Origin of the sequence: Flavobacterium kochi (assembly GCF_048286715.1) — a bacterium.
GTDB lineage: Bacteria > Bacteroidota > Bacteroidia > Flavobacteriales > Flavobacteriaceae > Flavobacterium.
Window position 1 is genome coordinate 1 of the sequence record NZ_JBLVPW010000012.1, and the last position, 21,403, is coordinate 21,403.

Genomic DNA, 21,403 nt, shown 5'->3' on the forward strand with positions numbered 1-21,403 from the left:
CCGAACAGAGTAGTTAAGCCCGCCTGCGCAGATGGTACTGCAGTTATGTGGGAGAGTATGTCGTCGCCTTTCTTTAAAGAATCCTCATCATTTACTTGATGGGGTTTTTTTTTGCGTGAATTTTTTTATTCTGATACAGAATTTCGTCATATAGCGCTGCGTTGGATAGTCTTTTATATCCTTTTAAATAAAAAAGGTGGATGGGATTAATTATATGTTGTGATTTGTCTTATAATTATATTTGTCTCTAACTATTTAGTTAAATACCAGTGGTTTTGTTAATATTTTATTAAATTTTAATTCTCTTCCTCGAAATAAATTTCTACTTTTATTGATTAAATTATTATTCATTAATTTATTTAACTATTAATAATCATTTATTAACAACAAAATTCATTTTATGAAAAATAAATTACTTTTATTTTTAGTATTTCATTTGTTATTGGGGAATAAATTAATTGGAAATAATTTGGTGAATGTTGTAAATACCCATAATGTAAAGTTTGAATTAGTAAGAACAGTTATTCCTGCAGACACAATAAAAAAATATAAAAAAACATCAAAGGTTTCAAAAAGTGTTGCTCTTTTATCTCCTCCTTCAACAACTGCAGGAAGTTCTTGTGGAGATGGTATTAATCCGGTGCAAGTTAATGTCTATGCCTTCGGGAATAATGGTTCTGAAACTATTGAGTGGTTCACTTCTCAAGCGTCAGTCAGTCCGGTGTCTATCGGGACTGCTTATAGCCCAAGTATTACTACAACCCAAACGTTTTACGTACGTAGCCGATCTGGAAGTGATTTCAGTACACGCGTGCCGGTTGTAGCGTCCGTTTATTTTGCTCCGCCAGCGGTTACTTTGTCAGCTGCTCCGGCAAATAGTACCACCAGTCCCTTGTGCTTAGGAACGTCAGTTACTTTTACGGCATCGGGTGGTGCTGATTTATTTGAATTTTCTGTTGATGGTGTTGTAATGCAGCCTATGTCTGCAAGCAAGACATTTACAACTAGTACTTTGACCGATGGCCAAGTAGTAAGGGTGCGAACAAGATATGCCGTAAGCATGGATGGAGCTATTACTGAAAAAACATGGGGAACTGGACCTTTGGAAGATAATCTGCTTGCAGCGCCATTATCTGCTACTGCTTCTACGGGTTATGTTAACTCATTAAAAATTAGTGCGTCTGAGGATAAATTAGTCTTCGGTATAGCAGGTAAAGTATCGAATAATAGAAGTCTATTGCTATTTCTGGATACAAAAGCAGGAGGTTTTACTGTTTCAAATTATGGTGATGAAGCAAATTCAGATCCTTTGGTTAGATCTTTTAATCTTTTTAATAATAATCCCAGTACATTCGATTCCTATTTTCAAGCCGATTATTGTTTAATAATTTCTACTGATGTTGCAGAAAGTAATTATTATGCAAATGTTATTGAATTGAAAACAGGTACTTCCATTAAAACCTTTATTGGAAGTGCTGCGACAGGATCTCCTTCATCTGTAATGGGTGTTAATAAAAATAATACTGGGATTAATGATTATAATCTGGGCTTTGAAGTTGAAGTTTTAAAATCGCTCATCGGTTATACAACAGGGGATATTAAGTTTTTCGCATTCACTATGAACGATAAGGAAGATGGCAGCCATACGGTTAGTAATTCTTTTTTAAGTCCGGAAAGAACCAGTAGTTTGGACTATGGGGCTGCTTCAGTAGATTATAATTTAAAAGATCCAAATCCGGTAGTAGTTTCCTCAGCTGCATTGACACCTTGTTATTCTGAGACGAATATTACAATGAATTTTGTTTCTGTTCCAACGGCTAGCGTGACTCAGCCTACCTGTACTTTACAATCGGGTACTATCGTCGTAGCTACGCAACCCGGTGTAGAATATGGTATAGATGGATTGGTTTATCAGGATTCTAATGTGTTTTCGGGATTAGCTCCGGGCAGCTATACCTTGTATATTAGAAAGAAGTTAGAGAATACTTGTGTAATTTTATCAGCAACACCGGTTTTGGTTAATCCAATTCCAACACCTCCGATCACTCCCACAGCACTGAGTGTTGCCCAGCCGACCTGCGGGACACCATCAGGAATGATTGCAATAGCGACACAAACAGGTGTTGAATACAGTTTGAACGGTACAACCTTTCAGGCTTCTAATGCCTTCACAGGATTGGCTCCGGGTGATTACACCTTGTATGTTAGAAATATTGGAGATGCTACCTGTTTAACTTCATCGGCCTCAACCATAACAATTAATACGATTCCGAACGCTCCGGCTGTTCCAACAACTGCTAGTGTTATTCAGCCCACCTGTGGCACACCATCGGGAAGCATTTCAATAACGACACAGTCAGGCGTTGAATATAGTTTGAATGGTACAACCTTTCAGGTTTCTAATATCTTCACAGGATTGGCTCCGGCTAATTATACGTTGTATGTTAGAAAAACAGCAGATAATACTTGTATCACTTCATCTGCGTCAGCAACAACAATCAATGCGATCCCTAATGCCCCAATTGTTCCAACAACTGCCAGTGTGGTTCAACCTACCTGTGCAACGCCATCAGGAAGCATTGCAATAACGGCGCAGTCGGGTATTGAGTATAGTTTGGATGGTACAACGTATCAGGCTTCTAATACCTTTACAGGATTGGCTCCTAATAATTATACTTTGTATGTCAGAAATTTGACAGATAACGCCTGTGTAACTGCATCGGCGTCACCAACAACAATAAACGCATTGCCAACTCCTCCAATTGTTCCGACAACTGCTAGTGTAGCTCAACCAACGTGTGGCGTGCCATCAGGGAGTATTGTAATAACAGTGCAAACAGGCGTAGAATACAGTTTGAATGGTACAACCTTTCAGGCTTCTAATACCTTCACAGGATTGGCTCCAAATAATTACACCTTGTATATTAGGAATATAGCAGACAATACCTGTGTGACTTTATCGGGGTCACCAACAACAATTAATCCATTACCAACTCCCGCAGTTGTTCCAACAACTGCCAGCGTTGTTCAGCCTACCTGTGGCACGCCATCGGGAAGCATTTCGATAACGACACAGTCAGGCGTTGAATACAGTTTGAATGGTACAACCTTTCAGGCTTCTAATACCTTCACAGGATTGGCTCCGGCTAATTATACCTTGTATGTTAGAAAAACAGCAGATAATACTTGTATCACTTCATCTGGGTCAGCAACAACAATTAATGCGTTACCAACGCCTCCGATTGTTCCGACAACTGCCAGTGTAGTTCAACCTACCTGTGCAGCGCCATCAGGTAGCATTGCAATAACGACGCAGTCGGGTATTGAGTATAGTTTGAATGGTTTAACCTATCAGGCCTCTAGTACCTTCACAGGATTGGCTCCTAATAATTATACTTTGTATGTTAGAAATTTGGCAGACAACACCTGTGTAACTTCATCGGGGTCAGCAACAATAATAAATGCAATTCCAAACCCTCCAGTTGTTCCAACAACCATAAGCGTAGTTCAACCTACCTGTGCTTTACCATCAGGAAGCATTGCAATAGCGACACAGTCCGGTGTTGAGTACAGTTTAAACGGTACAACCTTTCAGGCTTCTAATACCTTCACAGGATTGGCTCCAAATAATTACACCTTGTATATTAGGAATATAGCAGACAATACCTGTGTGACTTTATCGGGGTCACCAACAACAATTAATCCATTACCAACTCCCGCAGTTGTTCCAACAACTGCCAGCGTTGTTCAGCCTACCTGTGGCACGCCATCGGGAAGCATTTCGATAACGACACAGTCAGGCGTTGAATACAGTTTGAATGGTACAACCTTTCAGGCTTCTAATACCTTCACAGGATTGGCTCCGGCTAATTATACCTTGTATGTTAGAAAAACAGCAGATAATACTTGTATCACTTCATCTGGGTCAGCAACAACAATTAATGCGTTACCAACGCCTCCGATTGTTCCGACAACTGCCAGTGTAGTTCAACCTACCTGTGCAGCGCCATCAGGTAGCATTGCAATAACGACGCAGTCGGGTATTGAGTATAGTTTGAATGGTTTAACCTATCAGGCCTCTAGTACCTTCACAGGATTGGCTCCTAATAATTATACTTTGTATGTTAGAAATTTGGCAGACAACACCTGTGTAACTTCATCGGGGTCAGCAACAATAATAAATGCAATTCCAAACCCTCCAGTTGTTCCAACAACCATAAGCGTAGTTCAACCTACCTGTGCTTTACCATCAGGAAGCATTGCAATAGCGACACAGTCCGGTGTTGAGTACAGTTTAAACGGTACAACCTTTCAGGCTTCTAATACCTTCGTAGGATTGGCTCCAAATAATTATACCTTGTATGTTAGAAATGTGGCAGATAATACTTGTGTAACGGCATCGGGGTCACCAACAACAATTAATCCATTACCAACTCCCGCAGTTGTTCCAACAGCTGCCAGCGTTGTTCAGCCTACCTGTGGCACGCCATCGGGAAGCATTTCGATAACGACACAGTCAGGCGTTGAATACAGTTTGAATGGTACAGGCTTTCAGGCTTCCAATACCTTCACAGGATTGGCTCCGGCTAACTATACGTTGTATGTTAGAAATATGGCAGATAATACTTGTGTAACTTCATCATCATCTGCAACAACAATTAATGCAATAAAAATAGTCCTGGTTCCAACAACAGTAAGCGTGGTTCAGCCAACTTGTGCAGTGGCATCAGGAAGTATTACAATAACGGCGCAAGTAGGAGCAGAATATAGTTTAAATGGTACAAGTTACCAGGCATCAAATATTTTCACCGGATTGGCTCCAAATAATTATACCCTGTATGTTAGAAATACAACAGATACTACGTGCCTGAATGCATCGGCATCAGCGATAACAATTAATCCAATACCAACTCCTCCAATTGTTCCTGCCATGGAGAGCATGGTTCAGCCAACCTGTGCCATGCCATCCGGAACCATTGTAGTGATTACTCAATCAGGGGTGGAGTATAGTTTGAATGGGACAACATATCAAACGTCAAATACATTTTCTGGATTAGCTCCAAATAATTACACCTTGTATGTTAGAAACACGACTGATGCTACTTGTTCAGTACAAAGTGCTGCAAGTGTAACAATTAATCCTCTTCCTCCATTACCAGTAATCCCGACTTTGGCACAAATTACACAGCCAACTTGTCTGGATCCTATGGGTAGAATTCAAATTACTGCCCAAGCAAATGTGCAATACAGTTTAGGAAGTGGTTATCAGGATAGTCCTGAATTTTTAAATTTGGCTCCCGGTAAGTATAGAATGAGTGTGCGATTTACCAACAGTATTGCCTGCATAACGATTGGTTCTGAAATAACAGTAAATGCTATTCCTCCGCAGATCCAATTCGAAATTTCAGGAGATTGTGACGCTAAAGATTATGTTTTAACAGCTAGTTCGATAGCTAGTTCTTATGATCCCAATAATGTTGATTATCAATGGAAAGACAGTACGGGTGCTCCTGTTGGGACTAATTCTAATGTTTTAAATGTTTCAGATGTTATTGCTTCTACAGCAGCGCAAGAAGTGTTTCCGCTAAAATATTCATTGACTATAAAATCGATTGCTACGAGCTGTGAAACAACAAATACGGCCACATTAGAATCTATTTATTGTAACATACAAAAAGGGATTTCTCCTGATGGCAATGGTTCAAATGATTTTTTCGATTTAAGACTGTTGGATGTCAAAAAGCTAGAGATTTTTAACAGATATGGGATTAAGGTATACAGCCAGTCTAATTATACAGATCAATGGAAGGGTCAGACTGATAAAGGAGATGAGTTGCCAAGCGCAACCTATTATTATGTGATAGAATTTAACAACGGCGAAACAAAAACGGGTTGGATCTATCTCATCAGAGAAAAATAATAATTAATTATATTTATTAGTCTGTGAAACTTTTAACAGACTGCTAAATCGAAAAACACATAGATATGAATAAATTATTTTTGACGTCTCTTTTAGTTCTTATTATCTTCATCGAAGTAAAAGCGCAGCAAAATCCACATTATACCCAATATATGTATAATATGAATGTTATTAATCCAGCCTATGCAGGTTCAAAAGAAGCTATTTCGTTTGGTCTTTTGTACAGAAAACAATGGGTCAATATAGAAGATGCACCAACCTCTTTTACTTTTTCCGGTCATGCCCCTACAGGAAATAATGTAGGCTTGGGTTTGTCGTTTATTTCAGATAAAATAGGGCCAGTTACAGAACAAAATGTATATGGAGATTTTTCCTATACATTAAAATTAAATGAGACGCATAGATTGGCTTTAGGCTTAAAAGCAGGTGTGTCATTCCACCAGGTAGGACTTAGGGATATACAATCAAGTTTGCCGGATCCTTCAGAAGGGATTTTTGGAGAAGACATAAATGATTCTTCCTTAAATATGGGAGTAGGAGCTTTTTATTATACAGACAAATATTATGTCTCCTTATCAGTACCCAATATGCTAAAATCTGCGCATTTAGATTATAATGGAAGAGAATATGGTTCGGATGTATCACACTATTTTTTAACGGCTGGGTATGTATTTGACATCAATTATGAATTAAAATTTAAACCCTCCTTTATGTTGAAATCAGCATTTAATGTGTCTCCTTCCTTGGATGTTTCTGCAAATTTTTTGTATCTGGAGAAGTTTGAATTGGGTGCGACATACCGATTGGAAGACAGTTTTGGAGCAATGATAAATTTTGCAATTACACCTGAATTGAGAATAGGTTATGCGTATGATCACGTTATTTCAGATTTGAAAACGACGGCTCCATCTTCACATGAATTCGTATTATTATATGATTTGTCCCTTTCGAAAAAAGTTTCTCGTTCGCCAAGATTTTTCTAATATTTAATTTTATAATTAATGAAAAAATATACTATATCACTGTTATTGATTCTTGTTAGCATTTCGCTGGCAGCACAAAATAAAGCGACTGGGAAGGCAGATAAATTATTTGACAGTTACGAATATGTTCAAGCTGTTGAAGAGTATCTGGCTTTAGTTGAAAAAGGCATGGGAGATGCTTATGTTTATAAACAACTGGCTGATAGTTATTACAACAGGTATAATACTGTTGAAGCTGAAAAGTGGTATGCGGAAGCCGTGAAAACTAAGCAAGATGCAGAAACATATTATCGGTATGCTCAGGTACTTAAGTCTAACGGGAAATATGCAGCATCGGATGAACAAATGAAAATATTTTCGGCTATGGTACCTAATGACGAAAGAGCTAAGGATTTCAATAAAAATCCTGATTATCTTTCCAAATTGATGAATAAAGCAAAACTATTTGAACTAAAAAAAATAAATATTAATTCTGAAAAATCTGATTTTGGAGCAGCACTTTATAATAATGTACTCTATTTTGCAAGTGCAAGAAATGAAAACGGTAAAATTTATGGCTGGAACAACGAGCCGTTTTTGGATCTTTATCAGTCGGACTATAACGAGGCAGATAGAAGTTATTCACAGCCGGTCCCAATCTCAGAATTAAATACAGTTTTCCATGAAGGTCCTTTGACGATGACTAAAGATGGAAATACGATTTACTTTTCCAGTGAAAGTTTTAATGAAAAATTATTTGAAAAAGATAAAATCAAAAAATTAAAATACGGTCAGGTAAGTTTGTACAAAGCGGTTAAAGAAAAAGGGAAATGGACTGCAATTACACCGCTTCCATTCAACAGTAAAAGTTATTCCACTGGAAATCCATCCCTTGATAAAGCAGGGAAATATCTTTATTTTGCCTCGAATATGCCTGGTTCAATTGGAGGGACTGATTTATGGAAAGTGGCAGTAAATTCAGACGGAAGCTTTGGGATACCGGAGAACTTGGGGAACAAAATAAATACCGCTGGCGACGATAATTTTCCTTTTATAACGGATGATGCTGTTTTGTATTTTTCTTCGAATGGCGCAACGGGATTTGGAGGCTTGGATGTTTTTTCTGTAGATTTAAATAAAATTGGCACACCTAATAACCTGGGAAAGCCTGTTAACTCAGAAAAAGATGATTTTGCTTTTACATTTAACAAAGAAAAACAAATCGGGTATTTATCGAGCAACCGATCTGGTATCGACCATATATATAGTGCTGTTCCTGTTTGTAAAGGGCAGATTCAGGCAATAGTAAAAAATGCAAAAAAGAATACTGTTTTGGCTGATTCCAGAGTACTTGTTTTAGATGTAAATAATAGTATTTTAGATACTAAAATGACTAATGAAAAAGGGGAAGTATCCTATGAAGTTGATTGTCAAAAACCATATCTGCTAGAAGTTCACAAAGACGGATTTGTTACTAAAACATTTTCGGTTGCTAAAATTGAAAAAAGTGTTGTGCGTATAGACGCTGCTATAGATCCGATTGAGGTTATAGTAACTGAAAAAGAAATTATACTGAAGCCAATTTATTTTGAATATAATAAAAGCTATATTACAAAACAAGGGGCTGCAGAACTCGATAAATTAGTTTATATGATGTCGCAAAATGATAAGCTGGTTATTTATGTTAAGTCTCATACGGATTCAAGAGGTACTGATGAATATAATTTAAGTCTTTCCGACAGGAGGGCCAGAGCTAGTATTGAGTATGTCGTTTCAAAGGGAATTAGTGCTGATAAGATATCGGGAAAAGGCTTTGGGGAATCAGAGCCAAAAATTGCCTGTGGAGATTTATGTACAGATCATGAGCTTGCATTGAACAGACGTTCAGAGTTTCTGATCATTAAATAAGATCCAATCTGAATTATAACAACAAGAGGAAGTTCAATATCCTCTTGTTGCTTATAGTGAAGGTTAGTTGAGCTTTTATGGTTCGCTATCCATGAATAGTTTCATTTTTACCGTAATTGATAATGATGGAAGTTTCGAACTCAATCCAGGCAGCCCAACGTTTATCTACATCAATATTGTCAGCATATTTTCGTGCAAATCCTAGGAAAGTAGTGTAATGTCCCGCTTCCGAAATCATAAGGTCTCGGTAAAAAGTGGCCAGTTCAGGATCTTTTATGTTTTCTGATAATACTTTAAAGCGTTCGCAGCTTCTGGCTTCAATCATTGCGGAAAATAACAACCGATCACATAGCGCGTCTTTTCGGCTGCCATCTTTTTTCATGAATTTAAAAAGTTCATTTACATAATGGTCTTTTCTTTCTCGGCCTAAAGTTAAGCCTTTGCTTTTTATTAAATTATGAACCAATTGCAAATGGTCTAATTCTTCTTTAGCGATAATCAACATTTCGGTTACCAGTTCTTCTAATTCTGAATTGTAAGTAACGATACTTATTGCGTTTGAAGCTGCTTTTTGTTCACACCAAGCATGATCTGTCAAAATTTCTTCAATATTTGATTCAACTATGTTTACCCAACGCGGGTCTGTGGCTAATTTTAATCCTAACATTTTATTGGAATTTATTTAGGGCAAAATTAGTGTTTTCTTACTGATTTTTCTTCGAAATGATGGGATTGCCATCAAAATAGCATTATTTTGCAGGTATAACTTTATGTAAATATGAATCAAGTTCAGAAACTTTTAATTATTGGTTTTGTTTGGCCAGAGCCCGATTCTTCAGCAGCAGGAGGAAGGATGATGCAATTGATTTCACTTTTTAAAGCGCAAGGTTTTAGCATTACGTTTGCGAGTCCGGCACAAGACAGTGATTTTATGGTCGATTTAGAGCAATATGAAGTTGATAAAAGATCAATTGAGTTAAATAATTCCAGTTTTAATGTTTTTATAAAAGAACTGAATCCGACTTTAGTTTTGTTTGATCGGTTTATGATGGAAGAACAATTTGGTTGGCGAGTTGCTGAAAATTGTCCGGATGCATTGCGATTGTTAGATACGGAGGATTTGCACTGTTTGCGGTTGGCCAGACAAAAAGCATTTAAGGAAAAACGTCCGTTTACTGTAACTGATTTGTTTCTTGAAGATGTTGCCAAACGAGAAATTGCAAGTATTTTGAGATGTGATTTGTCTTTAATGATTTCTGAATTTGAAATGGAGTTGTTAACATCTGTATTTAAAATTGATAAGGCTTTATTGCATTATTTGCCTTTTTTACTGGAATCAATTGAGAGCAGTGCTATTCAGGAATTGCCTTCATTTGAACAGCGGAAAAACTTTATCTTTATTGGAAATTTTCTACATGAACCAAACTGGAATGCTGTTCAGTATCTTAAAGAAACGATTTGGCCTTTAATTAAAAAGCAGCTGCCAGAAGCTGCTCTATCTATTTATGGCGCTTATCCTTCGCAAAAAGTAATGCAGCTGCATAATATTAGCGAAGGCTTTTTAATTAAGGGACGTGCCAATGATGCTCAGGATGTCGTTTGTAATGCGCGGGTTGTCTTAGCGCCTTTGCGTTTCGGTGCGGGTATAAAAGGAAAATTATTGGAGGCGATGCAATGTGGAACACCGAGTGTTACAACAACTATTGGTGCGGAATCAATGCAGGACCATTTACCCTGGAATGGTTTTGTTGCTGATGAACCAAATGTTTTTGCAGACAGGGCAGTTCAATTGTATGAGGACAAAGTTATTTGGGTAAAAGCGCAACAAAGTGGAATAGAAATTATCAGTAAACGGTATTTGAAAAAATTATTCGAGGATGATTTTGCAAAAAAAGTGGATAGGTTGCAATCCGATTTACAAAAACATCGTTTGACTAACTTTATGGGTGCCGTGTTGCAACATCATACATTGAACAGTACAAAGTATATGTCGCGTTGGATAGAAGCAAAGAACAAATAAAAATCCCGTCAGCGCTAGACGGGATTTGTAGCGTAAAGACCAAGTTATTAATTTGGAATTTACGGTATGCTGATTTTTCTGTTTATTTTAACAGCCCTTGTACACTTTGGACGGTTGTTAAATGATACCCCGATTTTGCTTTGTCAAAAATCTGTTTGGCCCATGTTTTTCCTTCGGGTGTCTTTACCATTTCTTTGTAAAGCATCAGTAATGAAGCGGTTCGGCTGGTAGCAATCATAAACTGTTCTATTGCCGGATAAGCAGGGCTGTAGTGATGACGAATTGCGGAAACAAACCATTGTCGTTTGATGATAAAGTTGCCACCAGTCGTAAAATGGAATTCCGCATCGATTGCAGCCATTTCTTTTAAAGTAATATCCTGGGGAAGATAATCTATGAAATGTTGTTTCTCATTGGTTGATTTTATTTTTTGGTTCAGTCCTTTAATCCCGGTTTTGCGCCAGTTTTTCTGAATACGGTCTATTGTATTAAAATCTTCAGATACGGCAGGAGTGCTATTGGAAGGAATTCCGGGTTTGTAAATCCACTGATTCACTTTTATTTTATCAGCAAGCACGCTGTCTTTTTTTATAAGATTTTCATTCAGATAACCTACAAAATCTTCTGTTGTTATGGATTGAAAAGCGTAGGTGTCAAAATAATTGGTAAGGAAGGTATCGAATTTTTTACGTCCTACTGCGTGTTCAATTACCTTTAAGAAATCGTAGCCCTTTTCATATGGAATATCAGTTAATCCATCGTCTGCATTTCTTCCGGTGGTACTTATTTTAAGACGTGTATCCGGATTTGTGTTGCCCAGTTCGGCTACGTTGTCCTGTAATACTTTGCGGCTTAGAACGTCCTGCATTTTGGCTTCTTTTATGCCGAAAATTGCTTCCCCAATACGATGTTCCACGTAAGTCGTGAAACCTTCATTCAGCCAGATATCGTCCCATGTGGCGTTGGTGACTAAGTTGCCGCTCCAGCTATGACCCAACTCGTGTGCCAATAGACCGGTTAACGAACGATCACCGGCAATAACTCCAGGAGTCAGAAAGGTTAAGTTTGGGTTTTCCATTCCCCCATAAGGAAAGCTGGGCGGCAAAACTAATACGTCGTAGCGCCCCCAACGATAGGGGCCAAATAGTTTTTCGGCGGCACTGACCATCTTTCCTAAGTCGGCAAATTCCCAGGCGGCTTTTTTTATCAGCGAGGGTTCAGCATAAACGCCGGTTCGATTGTCTATGGATTTGAATTCAATGTCGCCGACGGCAATTGCCATTAAATAAGAAGGGATTGCTTTGTCTTGTTTGAAAGTGTAGACTCCGGTGGTATTTTTTTGTTGCGGATTGACAGCGCTCATTACTGCCATTACATCTTTAGGGACAGTGACTCTGGCGCTGTAAGTAAAGCGTATGCCAGGCGAATCCTGACATGGAATCCAGGTTCTTGACCAAATGCTTTCCCCTTGTGAAAAAAGAAATGGTTTCTTCTTGTCCGCGGTTTGTTGTGGGGTGAGCCATTGTAATGCAACAGCGTCCTTGGTGGTGTTGTAGTAAATGTTGACTTTGGTTGTATTGGGGTCTATTGTAATGTGAAGTGGTCTTCCATGGAATTCAACTGCTTTTCCGAGTTTAAGCTTCGTTTCTTTTTCATCATCGCCAAGCGTGACTTTGGTAATGTTTAGTGTGTTTTCATCGAAGATAATTTCGTTGCCTTTACTGATGTTGTCAATTTGCCAAGATGCCTTTCCGGAAATGGATTGTGTTTCAAAATCAACTGTAATGTCAAGATCTAAATGTTTTACAACAGCAAGAGCTGGTTTTGAGAAAGAATGGGCGTCTTTAACTGTTGTGATTTTTTGGGTAGCGTCTTTTTTCTGACAGGCTAAAACAGCAAAGAAGAATGCAAGAAGATGTTTTTTTTTCATTTCACGAAGCTTTTTTTTGTTACTGTAAGGTATAAAAAAATCCCGTTATGAACTTCATAACGGGATTTGAATTTTAAAGACCAAGTTATTACGCAAGCATCGTAACCGGGTTTTCTATGAATTGTTTCAATGTTTGTAAAAATTGAGCTCCTGTAGCGCCATCAATTGTTCTGTGATCGCAAGCTAAGGATAGCATCATTGTATTTCCTACCACAATCTGACCATTTTTTACTACCGGTTTTTCTACAATGGCTCCTACTGAAAGGATTGCAGAATTCGGTTGGTTGATGATCGAGTTGAATTCGGTGATGCCAAACATTCCAAGATTAGAAACGGTAAAAGTACTTCCTTCCATTTCAGTAGGTAATAGTTTTTTGTTCTTAGCTCTTCCTGCAAGATCTCTTACGTTTCCGCCAATTTGAGATAAACTCATAGCGTCTGTAAATCGTAATACAGGAACCACCAGTCCGTCTTCAACAGCTACGGCAACTCCAATATTCACATGATGGTTGATAATGATTGCATCTTCTCTCCACTGTGAATTTATTTTCGGGTGTTTTTTCAAAGCTAATGCACAGGCTTTTATCACCATGTCGTTAAAAGATACTTTTGTATCTGGAACGCTGTTAATAATAGCTCTTGATTTCATTGCGTCGTCCATCGTTACCTCTATTACTAAGTTGTAATGTGGAGCTGTAAATAAGGATTCTGCTAAACGTTTAGCAATGATTTTTCGCATTTGCGAATTCTTGATTTCCTCTGTAAAAACTTCTCCTGCCGGAACAAAAGGTTTTGCTGCAGCAACAGTTTCTGTTTTGGCTGGCGCAGTAGTTGCAGTTGCCGGTGCAGCAGTAGTTTGAGGTGTAAAGTTTTCTATATCGCTTTTTACAATACGTCCGTTTTCACCAGAACCTTTTACCTGAGTCAATTGAATTCCTTTGTCCGTTGCGATTTTCTTCGCTAGGGGTGATGCTAAAATTCGTTGACCATCAGTTGATGCTTCTTGTACAATTGGTTCGGCTGCTTTTTCAGCTGCTGCTGGTTTTGCTTCTTCAGTTGCAACGGCAGCTTGTGGAGTTTCTCCGGTTTTATAATTTTCAGCGATACCGCTAATATCAGTTCCTTCAGGTCCAATGATCGCTAAAAGACTGTCAACTGGTGCAGTATTCCCTTCTTGAATTCCTATATATAATAAAGTTCCTTCATTGAAGGATTCAAATTCCATAGTTGCTTTGTCAGTTTCGATTTCAGCAAGAATATCACCTTCTGAAACTTTATCACCTACTTTTTTCAACCAGGTAGCAACGGTTCCTTCAGTCATAGTGTCGCTCAATCGAGGCATAGTAACTACTATTACATCTTTTGGTAAAGAGGCAGCTGCTGGAGCCGGAGCAGTTGTTTCTTCTTTTTTAACTTCCGGAGCAGTTGCTGTTTCAGCGGCTGCTGGTTTTGCTTCTTCAGTCGCGGTAGTGGTTTTTCCAGCTATCAAAGCTGAAACATCTTCACCGTCATTTCCGATGATTGCCAGTAAAGAATCTACAGGTGCAGTCTCTCCTTCAGGAATGCCTATGTATAAAAGAGTCCCTTCGTTGAAAGATTCAAATTCCATTGTTGCTTTGTCAGTTTCAATTTCTGCAAGGATATCTCCTTCGCTGATTTTGTCTCCTACTTTTTTTAGCCAGGTCGCTACCGTTCCTTCCGTCATCGTATCGCTCAAACGAGGCATTGTTATTATTGTTGCCATAATTGATTTATAGTTTATGAGGTAAAAATGGATAGTTTTCTTGTGCGTAGACTACGTCGTACAATTGTTGAATTTCAGGATAAGGTGATTCTTCTGCGAATTTTACGCATTCTTCCACTAAATCTTTTACCCTTTGGTCAATTATTTCAATCTCTTCCTCAGTAGCGTATTTTTGATCTTTTATTACATCTAAAACTTGTGTAATCGGATCAATTTTTTTGTATTCTTCTACTTCTTCTTTCGAGCGGTATAATTGTGCATCAGACATGGAATGTCCTCTGTAACGATAGGTTTTCATTTCAAGGAAAGTTGGTCCGTCCCCACGACGTGCTCTATCAATAGCTTCTGTCATTGCTTCGGCAACTTTTACGGGATTCATTCCGTCAACAGGTCCGCAAGGCATTTCGTATCCTAAACCTAATTTCCAGATATCAGTATGATTTGCAGTTCGTTCTACAGAAGTTCCCATAGCGTAACCGTTGTTTTCAACGATAAATACTACTGGAAGTTTCCATAACATGGCCATGTTGAATGATTCGTGTAAAGAACCTTGACGAGCGGCGCCATCACCAAAATAGGTCATAGTAACTCCTCCAGTTTCAAAATATTTATCTGCAAAAGCCAGTCCGGCCCCTACAGGAATTTGTCCGCCTACAATTCCGTGACCACCATAAAAACGGTGTTCTTTAGAGAAAATATGCATAGAACCACCCATTCCTTTGGATGTTCCGGTAACTTTTCCCATTAGCTCAGCCATTATGCGTCTTGGGTCAACACCCATTCCGATTGGTTGAACGTGATTTCGATAAGCGGTAATCATTTTGTCTTTTGTCAAGTCCATTGCATGTAACGCACCTGCTAAAACAGCTTCTTGACCATTATATAAGTGTAGAAATCCTCTAACTTTTTGTTGTATGTATAATGCGGCAAGTTTGTCCTCAAACTTTCTCCAAAGCAGCATATCTTCATACCACTTTAAATAAACTTCTTTTGTAACTTCTTTCATCTGAATTAATTCTTTTGCTAAAGTGTTATTGTGTTATCAATTGGTACCTATAACGCAAAATGGTTTCCTCCAACAAATTTGCGAAATGCAAAAATAAGACATTCCTGCTAAGAAGTAAAATTTATAAGCTAGTTTTTGGTTTTTTTTTACAAGAAGCTTTTGTCAAACATGAAAGGGAGTAAATTTTTTAGGGATGCCGATTTGTAAATAGCCCCTGTTTCTCCCATGAAGTAGATTTCAATGGGGGTGTCCTGTTTTATTTCATATTCTGCTATTGACTGTCTGCAAGCACCGCAAGGGGGTATAGGTTGTGTTGTTTTGTTCGTGTCTGAAGCAGCAGTTAGCGCCATTTTTAAAATTTTCGCATCAGGATAAATTGCTCCTGCCTGAAAAATAGCAACGCGTTCAGCGCAAAGACCGGAAGGGTATGCTGCATTTTCCTGGTTGGATCCCAATACAATCTTTCCATTGTCTAAAAGAATTGCTGCGCCGACTCTAAATTTCGAATAAGGGGCATAAGCATTCTTTCTGACAGCTACAGCTTGCTCCATTAATTCACATATGTCATTGGATACCTCTTCAAGAGAATCAAAAACACTGAATTGTGTCGTAATAATAATTTCTTTCATTCTTTTTACAGGAAAAAAAATCCAAATTTCAACGCTATGAAATTTGGATTTGAAGTTTATATTTTAAAGCCGTAATTAATATTCGTCATATTTATCACCAAAATTAAATGTAAGTGAAAATCTAAGCGTATTCTCTAACGGGTTTTTTACTTTTGATGCAGAGAATAAATAAGATAGGTCTACTTTTACAATGGTATATTTAAATCCTGCCCCAAGCGAGAAAAACTGCCTGGCCCCTTTTTCTGGGCTTTCGTGGAAATATCCCAGGCGCATGGCAAATGAATCCTGGTACGAGTACTCGGCACCAGCCGCATAAGTGAATTCTTTTAATTCTTCACTGAAGCCATCCGGAGCATCTCCAAACGATTTAAAAACTCCTGAAACCCATCCGATAGAGCGGTAGTCCTGTTGGTTTTGTGCTCTTTCCTCACTAGTTACTGTTCCGTCTCCATTTAAATCTGGATTTTGTGGAGTCGGTACTAGTAATTTATTGAATTCCAGATTTAAGGCTACTTTATTGAAATCGTCTAATATGAAATCAAATCCAGTTCCTATTTTTAAATTGGCAGGTAAAAAATTGGTACTGAATTCGTCATTGTCATAACTTATTTTCGGACCTAAATTTTGAATGTTAAATCCTGCTCTCCATCTTCCGTTAAAGTCAGTATAGGCAATTTCTTCTGATTGATAGAATCCTGCCACATCAACTGCAAATGAGCTTGCTGGTGAAGCATCTCCATTGTCAGTTGCCACTTTTAGACTGGAATGGATATAGCGTCCCGCAACTGCCATTGAGAATCTTTCACTTAATTTTAAGGAATAGGAACCGTCAAAAGCAAATTCATTTGGAGAAACTATTCGTGGTACTTCATCCACATTACCTGTTTCACGTAATTCGATTTCGCCTAAACCAAAATATCTAAAGCTTGCGGCGAATGCACTTCGTTCGTTGAGTTTATTGTAATAGGTTAATTGTCCCAATGAAATATCGTTTACCAAATCAGTAAGATAAGGAGTGTAACTCACGGAAAAGCCTTGTTTATCTAGTGCAAAAGCATATTTTGCTGGGTTCCATTGTTGTGAAAAAGCATCTGAAGATGACGCGACACCTATATCGGCCATCCCTGCCGCTCTCGCATCAGCAGATACCAATAAAAACGGAACTCCTGTAGTTATAACTCGATCTTGCGCTTTAGCAAGTGAAATAATAAATAAACAGATGAAAACCGACGTAATTTTTTTCATTATTGTAAGAATATTGATTAAACAAATATAGTATAATATTAAAGTATTACAAGTTTTTCAAACTTTTCAGTTTTTTTATTTGTCAAGTTTGATCTCACCGTGAGTTTATAAATATAGACTCCTTTCCCGATTTTACTTCCAAAATCATCTTTGCCGTCCCAGGTGATTTCTTTTGATAAAAATCCTTCGGTTAAAACAATTTGATTTTTCGTCCAAACCACTTTACCGGTTATTGTCATAACTTGGACCTGAACGTCTAATGCTTCGTAAGGTCTGTTATGTGTAAACCAAAACTCAGTGTAGTTGACAAATGGGTTGGGGTAGTTCAATACATGGGTTAATGTTAACGTTTCATCACCAACTACTACAAACTGAATTTCGGTAATTATGGGGTTGTTGTATACGTCCCAAGCTTTGAATGAAATTGTATGTAATCCTACAGGTAAATTACGAAACGGAAATCGAAGCGTTCCATTTGTGTAATCGTCTAATTTTGTTTGGTAATAATCATTTAAAATGTAAGGATTATTCACATCGCCGTCTAGTATTGCAACAATGTCATGACCAATTCCACTGGCTGTATTTATACCATTTTCATCTTCAAGAAAAGCAAGTAGGAAAGGCGATTCATTGGTTGTGCCTCCCGAAACAAAAGTCTCGTCATTCATATATAACTTAACTCTTGGACTAATATTGTCCGCAACTGCATTTTCATTAATACCACCCACTTTTATAGTGGTATTATAGCCCGTTTGATTTTCTAATATTTGATTTTTTTTTGCATAGAAACTGATTCTTCCATTGGCTAATGGGATTCTAATGTCTCTAGGAACAACAAAGCTAAATTCGAATTTGCCATTAGTAACGGATGCATTTCCCCGAAAAATAGTTTCGCCCAAAACATTGAAATTTATAGGTGCGCTGTTTCCGTCGTTGTTGAATGTTGTTCTTGAAATAATTTTGTCAAAAACAGTAGTGGCAACTTCGCCATTATAGTTGGTAAGCAAATTGTTGTTTTCGTCTGTAACTTCTCCTGTCAGTTTAATCTTTGCCAATGATTTGAAATCATCAATAGGTTGGGAAATTGAAACGTCGTTTACTTTAGTAAGACTTATTTTTGGTTTGGGTATCGCCAGCATCAATGCAGGATCGCCAATATAAAAAACGACATTGGTCGCTGAGTTTGGATTGCTGTTCTTGGAGATTCTCAGTGCTTCTGCAATAGAAGTGTATTGATTTGATCCAAAGGACAATAAGTTTTTAGAAAGTGTGTCGTTGAAGTTTTCGGCGCTATATTGTCCTATTGCCCGTATCGTTGTGATCATAGCAATTGCTCCGCCTTTTGGATTCCAATAGGTATATTCTCCGGCAGTTGGTCTGGAAGGATTGTCAAAACGGGAGAATTCACAAGTTATGGTTATGAATAATGGATATTTGTATTGATTGCTTAAATTTTGACCATCTGATTTTTCCCAGATACGTTCGCTTGATAAGCCATCCTCGCCACCATGTCCTAAATAATTAAATACCAAAGCCCCTTTTTCGAAGGCATTAAAAAGATCAGTTCTTGCCTTTGGATATCGAAAGCCTCCGGCAGAAGCTTCCTGAACATAAGAATCCAATAGTATTTTACGGACATTCAAAAATGGTTTTTCGGCAGCAATGACATCTGCTAAATTATTTTGCCTGGTTTGCAGACTTGCGTCCGATGACTGATCAGCATCGTCGCAAATCAAGACAAAATTATTTCTCCAGCTTCCGTAAGATTTTAAATCATGGTATTCAATGATTTTGTTGACCATTTCATCAGCCTGCTTTGTGTCGTTCACCAGCATTCTTCCAACGGCAATATCGATTCCTCCAAAATAAGAAACGATATTCCCTTCGCTAGCATTCATCAATCCATAAAAATCATCAGAGGCAAAGGAAGCTTCGCCCGTTGTATTGCTTTTTAGGGAATGATAAATTGGAACAATATTAGTGTTGTTGGCTATTCTGTTTTTAAAATCATAAGAAGCGTCGCCAAAAAGGTTTGCATATTTTATTCTTTTTTCGGCTGCTGAAGCGTTTTCATAGATGTATTTCACGCAATTTCTTATGGCAGAAATGTCTTGTTTTCCTGATGAAAATTCTTGGTAAATGGATTCAAGAGCAATTACCTTTACATTCAGATTAGAAGTGGTGCGATGAAAATTGGCTAATTTCTCCGCCTGTGTTGTTAAGAAAGCGGGTGCTATAATGACGTAATCAATATCCTGGAATTGACCTTGAGCGTTTTTGAAAAGCGTTCCTTTTAAGTTCTGATTGGCAATTTTCGGTTTGCCGTCTGTTAAAGGAGTGAAGTAGTCTGCTGCATCGATAGCAACATATTTTCTGAGTTCTCCTAAATTTGCTTTGAAAGTAAATGAGCTTTGATTTGAATTTTCGGCTTTGGTGACATTATATAAATCAGTAACATCCCAAACTTGAGAAATACCGGTTGCGTTGGAAATGGAATAACTTACAATGCCAAGGCTTGAATTTGATAAATCGTATTGAAAAGCAAACTGCTTTGCATAACCCTGAAGTTTTCTTTTGGCGATAAGCCGAATATTGTCCAAATACCCTTTTGAGCCAGGGACACCGTTGTTGTTGTAGGTCAGTTTTATTTTTACATTTTCAGAGCCGGCAAAAGAAGTGGCATTGGGTAGAAAGCCCAAATTGAATTCTGTGTCTGCATTGGTGTTCAAAGCAGGGAATGCTATGGTGCCGACTTCCTGGCCATTTGCGGCCACTTTGAAAGAGGTTGGCGTAAAAGCAGCAGCAGCGGTTGTTGCCAGGATTTTTATTGGCGTTGCTGTATCGCAGTTTGGGAAATTAAACTCAAATTCCTGTTCCTGATTGATGTCAAATGATTCTCCAAACCATTGACGACCAAGATGTGCAATGTTTACAAGATCTAATTCATGGTATTGGTGGTCGTCGAACGTATTTAATGTTACCGAACTGTTTCCGCTGGGTTGTGTCATTTGCGGAATTCTTTTTCCGTTATCTCCCTGGACTGTTATGTAATAGTAGGATTTTGTATCGTATAGGTTGTTGAAGGTTTGACTTTCTTCATTCCAGGTGTCGAGTCCTTCGGCATAAAACAAGACAGCGTCGTCATTGTCGAAAATACCATCGCTTTCACCAATAATTTGAATTGGGTTTTCGGTTAAATCCTGAGGGTAATAAAGGCTGTTGGATAGCGGCAGCATTTTACCCCCATTACCATAGATTTTTATTTTTTTTGGGTCGATGCTGCTGGTGTTGAGCCCTAATTGCTGCAAAAAACTTTTGGAAATTTTATAAACACCAGATTTCTCGATATAAAATCGATACCAATCTCCGGAAGCCAAAACAGAATTAGAAATACTATTTGCACTTTTTCCGGATGGTGAAATTTTGGAAGAACTGCTTTTTACGCTGTAAGAAAATGATTTGATGCGTTGGTATCCGAAGTTCTCTTTTATAATTGGCGATAAGGAAAGGAAGGCTTGTCTTATTTCTCTGGAATTTACAATTCTCAGGGAGGCATTCGGGGTTGCTGGTATGTTTTCCAAGGCTAATTCGCCAAGTTCAGAGGGGAGGACCGGTTCGTATACCACATTTGTGATTTGAAGATTATTTTCATTAAATGAAGCTGATTCTGATAGGTTAAGCGTGTAAAACAGTGCTTTTTTTGAAACATCATACTGATAGCCGCTCCCGGAAAATTGAGGAACATTTATTTTGAAATCACCAAAAAACAGTTCCTTTTTTTCTAACCATTCAATAGTTACATCGCCTCTAATTTGAGCAAAAGAAACAAAAGAAAGTAAGCATAAGCAGGCCAGAATTATTTTTCTCATTATTTTTTTAAACGGGATGAATAGTGAATTGTTATCAATGAGTAAAAATAAATCATTTAGTATGATAGTAAATAATAAATATTATAAATTTGCGTTTTTATTGTATGATTTTCTGATAAAATTTAATGGATAAAATTTATTAAAAAAGGATGTTGCAGGGTAATGGTTAA

11 protein-coding genes and 1 rRNA gene are annotated in these 21,403 nt (G+C 37.9%); 5 read left to right on the forward strand and 7 right to left on the reverse strand.

Going from position 1 to position 21,403, the window contains the following annotated elements; genetic code table 11:
- The 4 genes from rrf to ACNQGH_RS11985 form a co-directional block, all read left to right on the forward strand.
- Positions 1-72 (forward strand): 5S ribosomal RNA (gene rrf, locus ACNQGH_RS21890); the annotation flags it as partial.
- Positions 73-400: 328 nt separating this feature from the next.
- Positions 401-5,920 carry a T9SS type B sorting domain-containing protein gene (locus tag ACNQGH_RS11975; RefSeq protein WP_417956245.1) on the forward strand — a complete coding sequence of 1,840 codons (5,520 nt, stop codon included), beginning with the start codon at positions 401-403 and terminating at the stop codon, positions 5,918-5,920.
- Positions 5,921-5,985: 65 nt separating this feature from the next.
- A complete protein-coding gene (locus ACNQGH_RS11980; RefSeq protein ID WP_417956246.1) occupies positions 5,986-6,903 on the forward strand; it encodes a PorP/SprF family type IX secretion system membrane protein in 918 nt (305 codons plus the stop codon).
- A gap of 18 nt (positions 6,904-6,921) precedes the next feature.
- A complete protein-coding gene (locus ACNQGH_RS11985; RefSeq protein WP_417956247.1) occupies positions 6,922-8,790 on the forward strand; it encodes an OmpA family protein in 1,869 nt (622 codons plus the stop codon).
- Between the two features lie 85 nt (positions 8,791-8,875).
- On the opposite strand, the gene ACNQGH_RS11990 is transcribed toward ACNQGH_RS11985, so the two are convergent.
- Positions 8,876-9,457 carry a MiaE family protein gene (locus ACNQGH_RS11990; RefSeq protein WP_417956248.1) on the reverse strand — a complete coding sequence of 194 codons (582 nt, stop codon included), beginning with the start codon at positions 9,455-9,457 and terminating at the stop codon, positions 8,876-8,878.
- Between the two features lie 111 nt (positions 9,458-9,568).
- Here ACNQGH_RS11990 and ACNQGH_RS11995 point away from each other — a divergent pair, with 111 nt between their 5' ends.
- Positions 9,569-10,810: a glycosyltransferase gene (locus ACNQGH_RS11995; protein WP_417956249.1), complete on the forward strand. Its 1,242-nt coding sequence runs from the start codon at positions 9,569-9,571 to the stop codon at positions 10,808-10,810.
- Between the two features lie 82 nt (positions 10,811-10,892).
- Here the strand turns inward: ACNQGH_RS11995 and ACNQGH_RS12000 are convergent, their stop codons facing one another.
- From ACNQGH_RS12000 to porU, 6 genes are all read right to left on the reverse strand, one after another.
- Complete coding sequence (locus tag ACNQGH_RS12000) at positions 10,893-12,740, reverse strand: hydrolase/aminopeptidase (protein ID WP_417956250.1); 1,848 nt, start codon at positions 12,738-12,740, stop codon at positions 10,893-10,895.
- 88 nt (positions 12,741-12,828) lie between these two features.
- Positions 12,829-14,484 carry a 2-oxo acid dehydrogenase subunit E2 gene (locus ACNQGH_RS12005; RefSeq protein WP_417956251.1) on the reverse strand — a complete coding sequence of 552 codons (1,656 nt, stop codon included), beginning with the start codon at positions 14,482-14,484 and terminating at the stop codon, positions 12,829-12,831.
- Positions 14,485-14,491: 7 nt separating this feature from the next.
- A complete protein-coding gene (pdhA, locus tag ACNQGH_RS12010) occupies positions 14,492-15,490 on the reverse strand; it encodes a pyruvate dehydrogenase (acetyl-transferring) E1 component subunit alpha (protein ID WP_417956252.1) in 999 nt (332 codons plus the stop codon).
- Positions 15,491-15,636: 146 nt separating this feature from the next.
- The gene (gene cdd, locus ACNQGH_RS12015; RefSeq protein WP_417956253.1) at positions 15,637-16,119 is read right to left on the reverse strand and encodes a cytidine deaminase; all 483 of its coding nucleotides are present in this window, start codon (positions 16,117-16,119) and stop codon (positions 15,637-15,639) included.
- A 75-nt stretch (positions 16,120-16,194) separates the two neighbouring features.
- Entirely contained in the window at positions 16,195-17,364 is a 1,170-nt protein-coding gene (porV, locus tag ACNQGH_RS12020) for a type IX secretion system outer membrane channel protein PorV (RefSeq protein ID WP_417956254.1), read from the reverse strand.
- 38 nt (positions 17,365-17,402) lie between these two features.
- The gene (gene porU, locus ACNQGH_RS12025; protein WP_417956255.1) at positions 17,403-21,233 is read right to left on the reverse strand and encodes a type IX secretion system sortase PorU; all 3,831 of its coding nucleotides are present in this window, start codon (positions 21,231-21,233) and stop codon (positions 17,403-17,405) included.
- Positions 21,234-21,403: the final 170 nt, after the last annotated feature.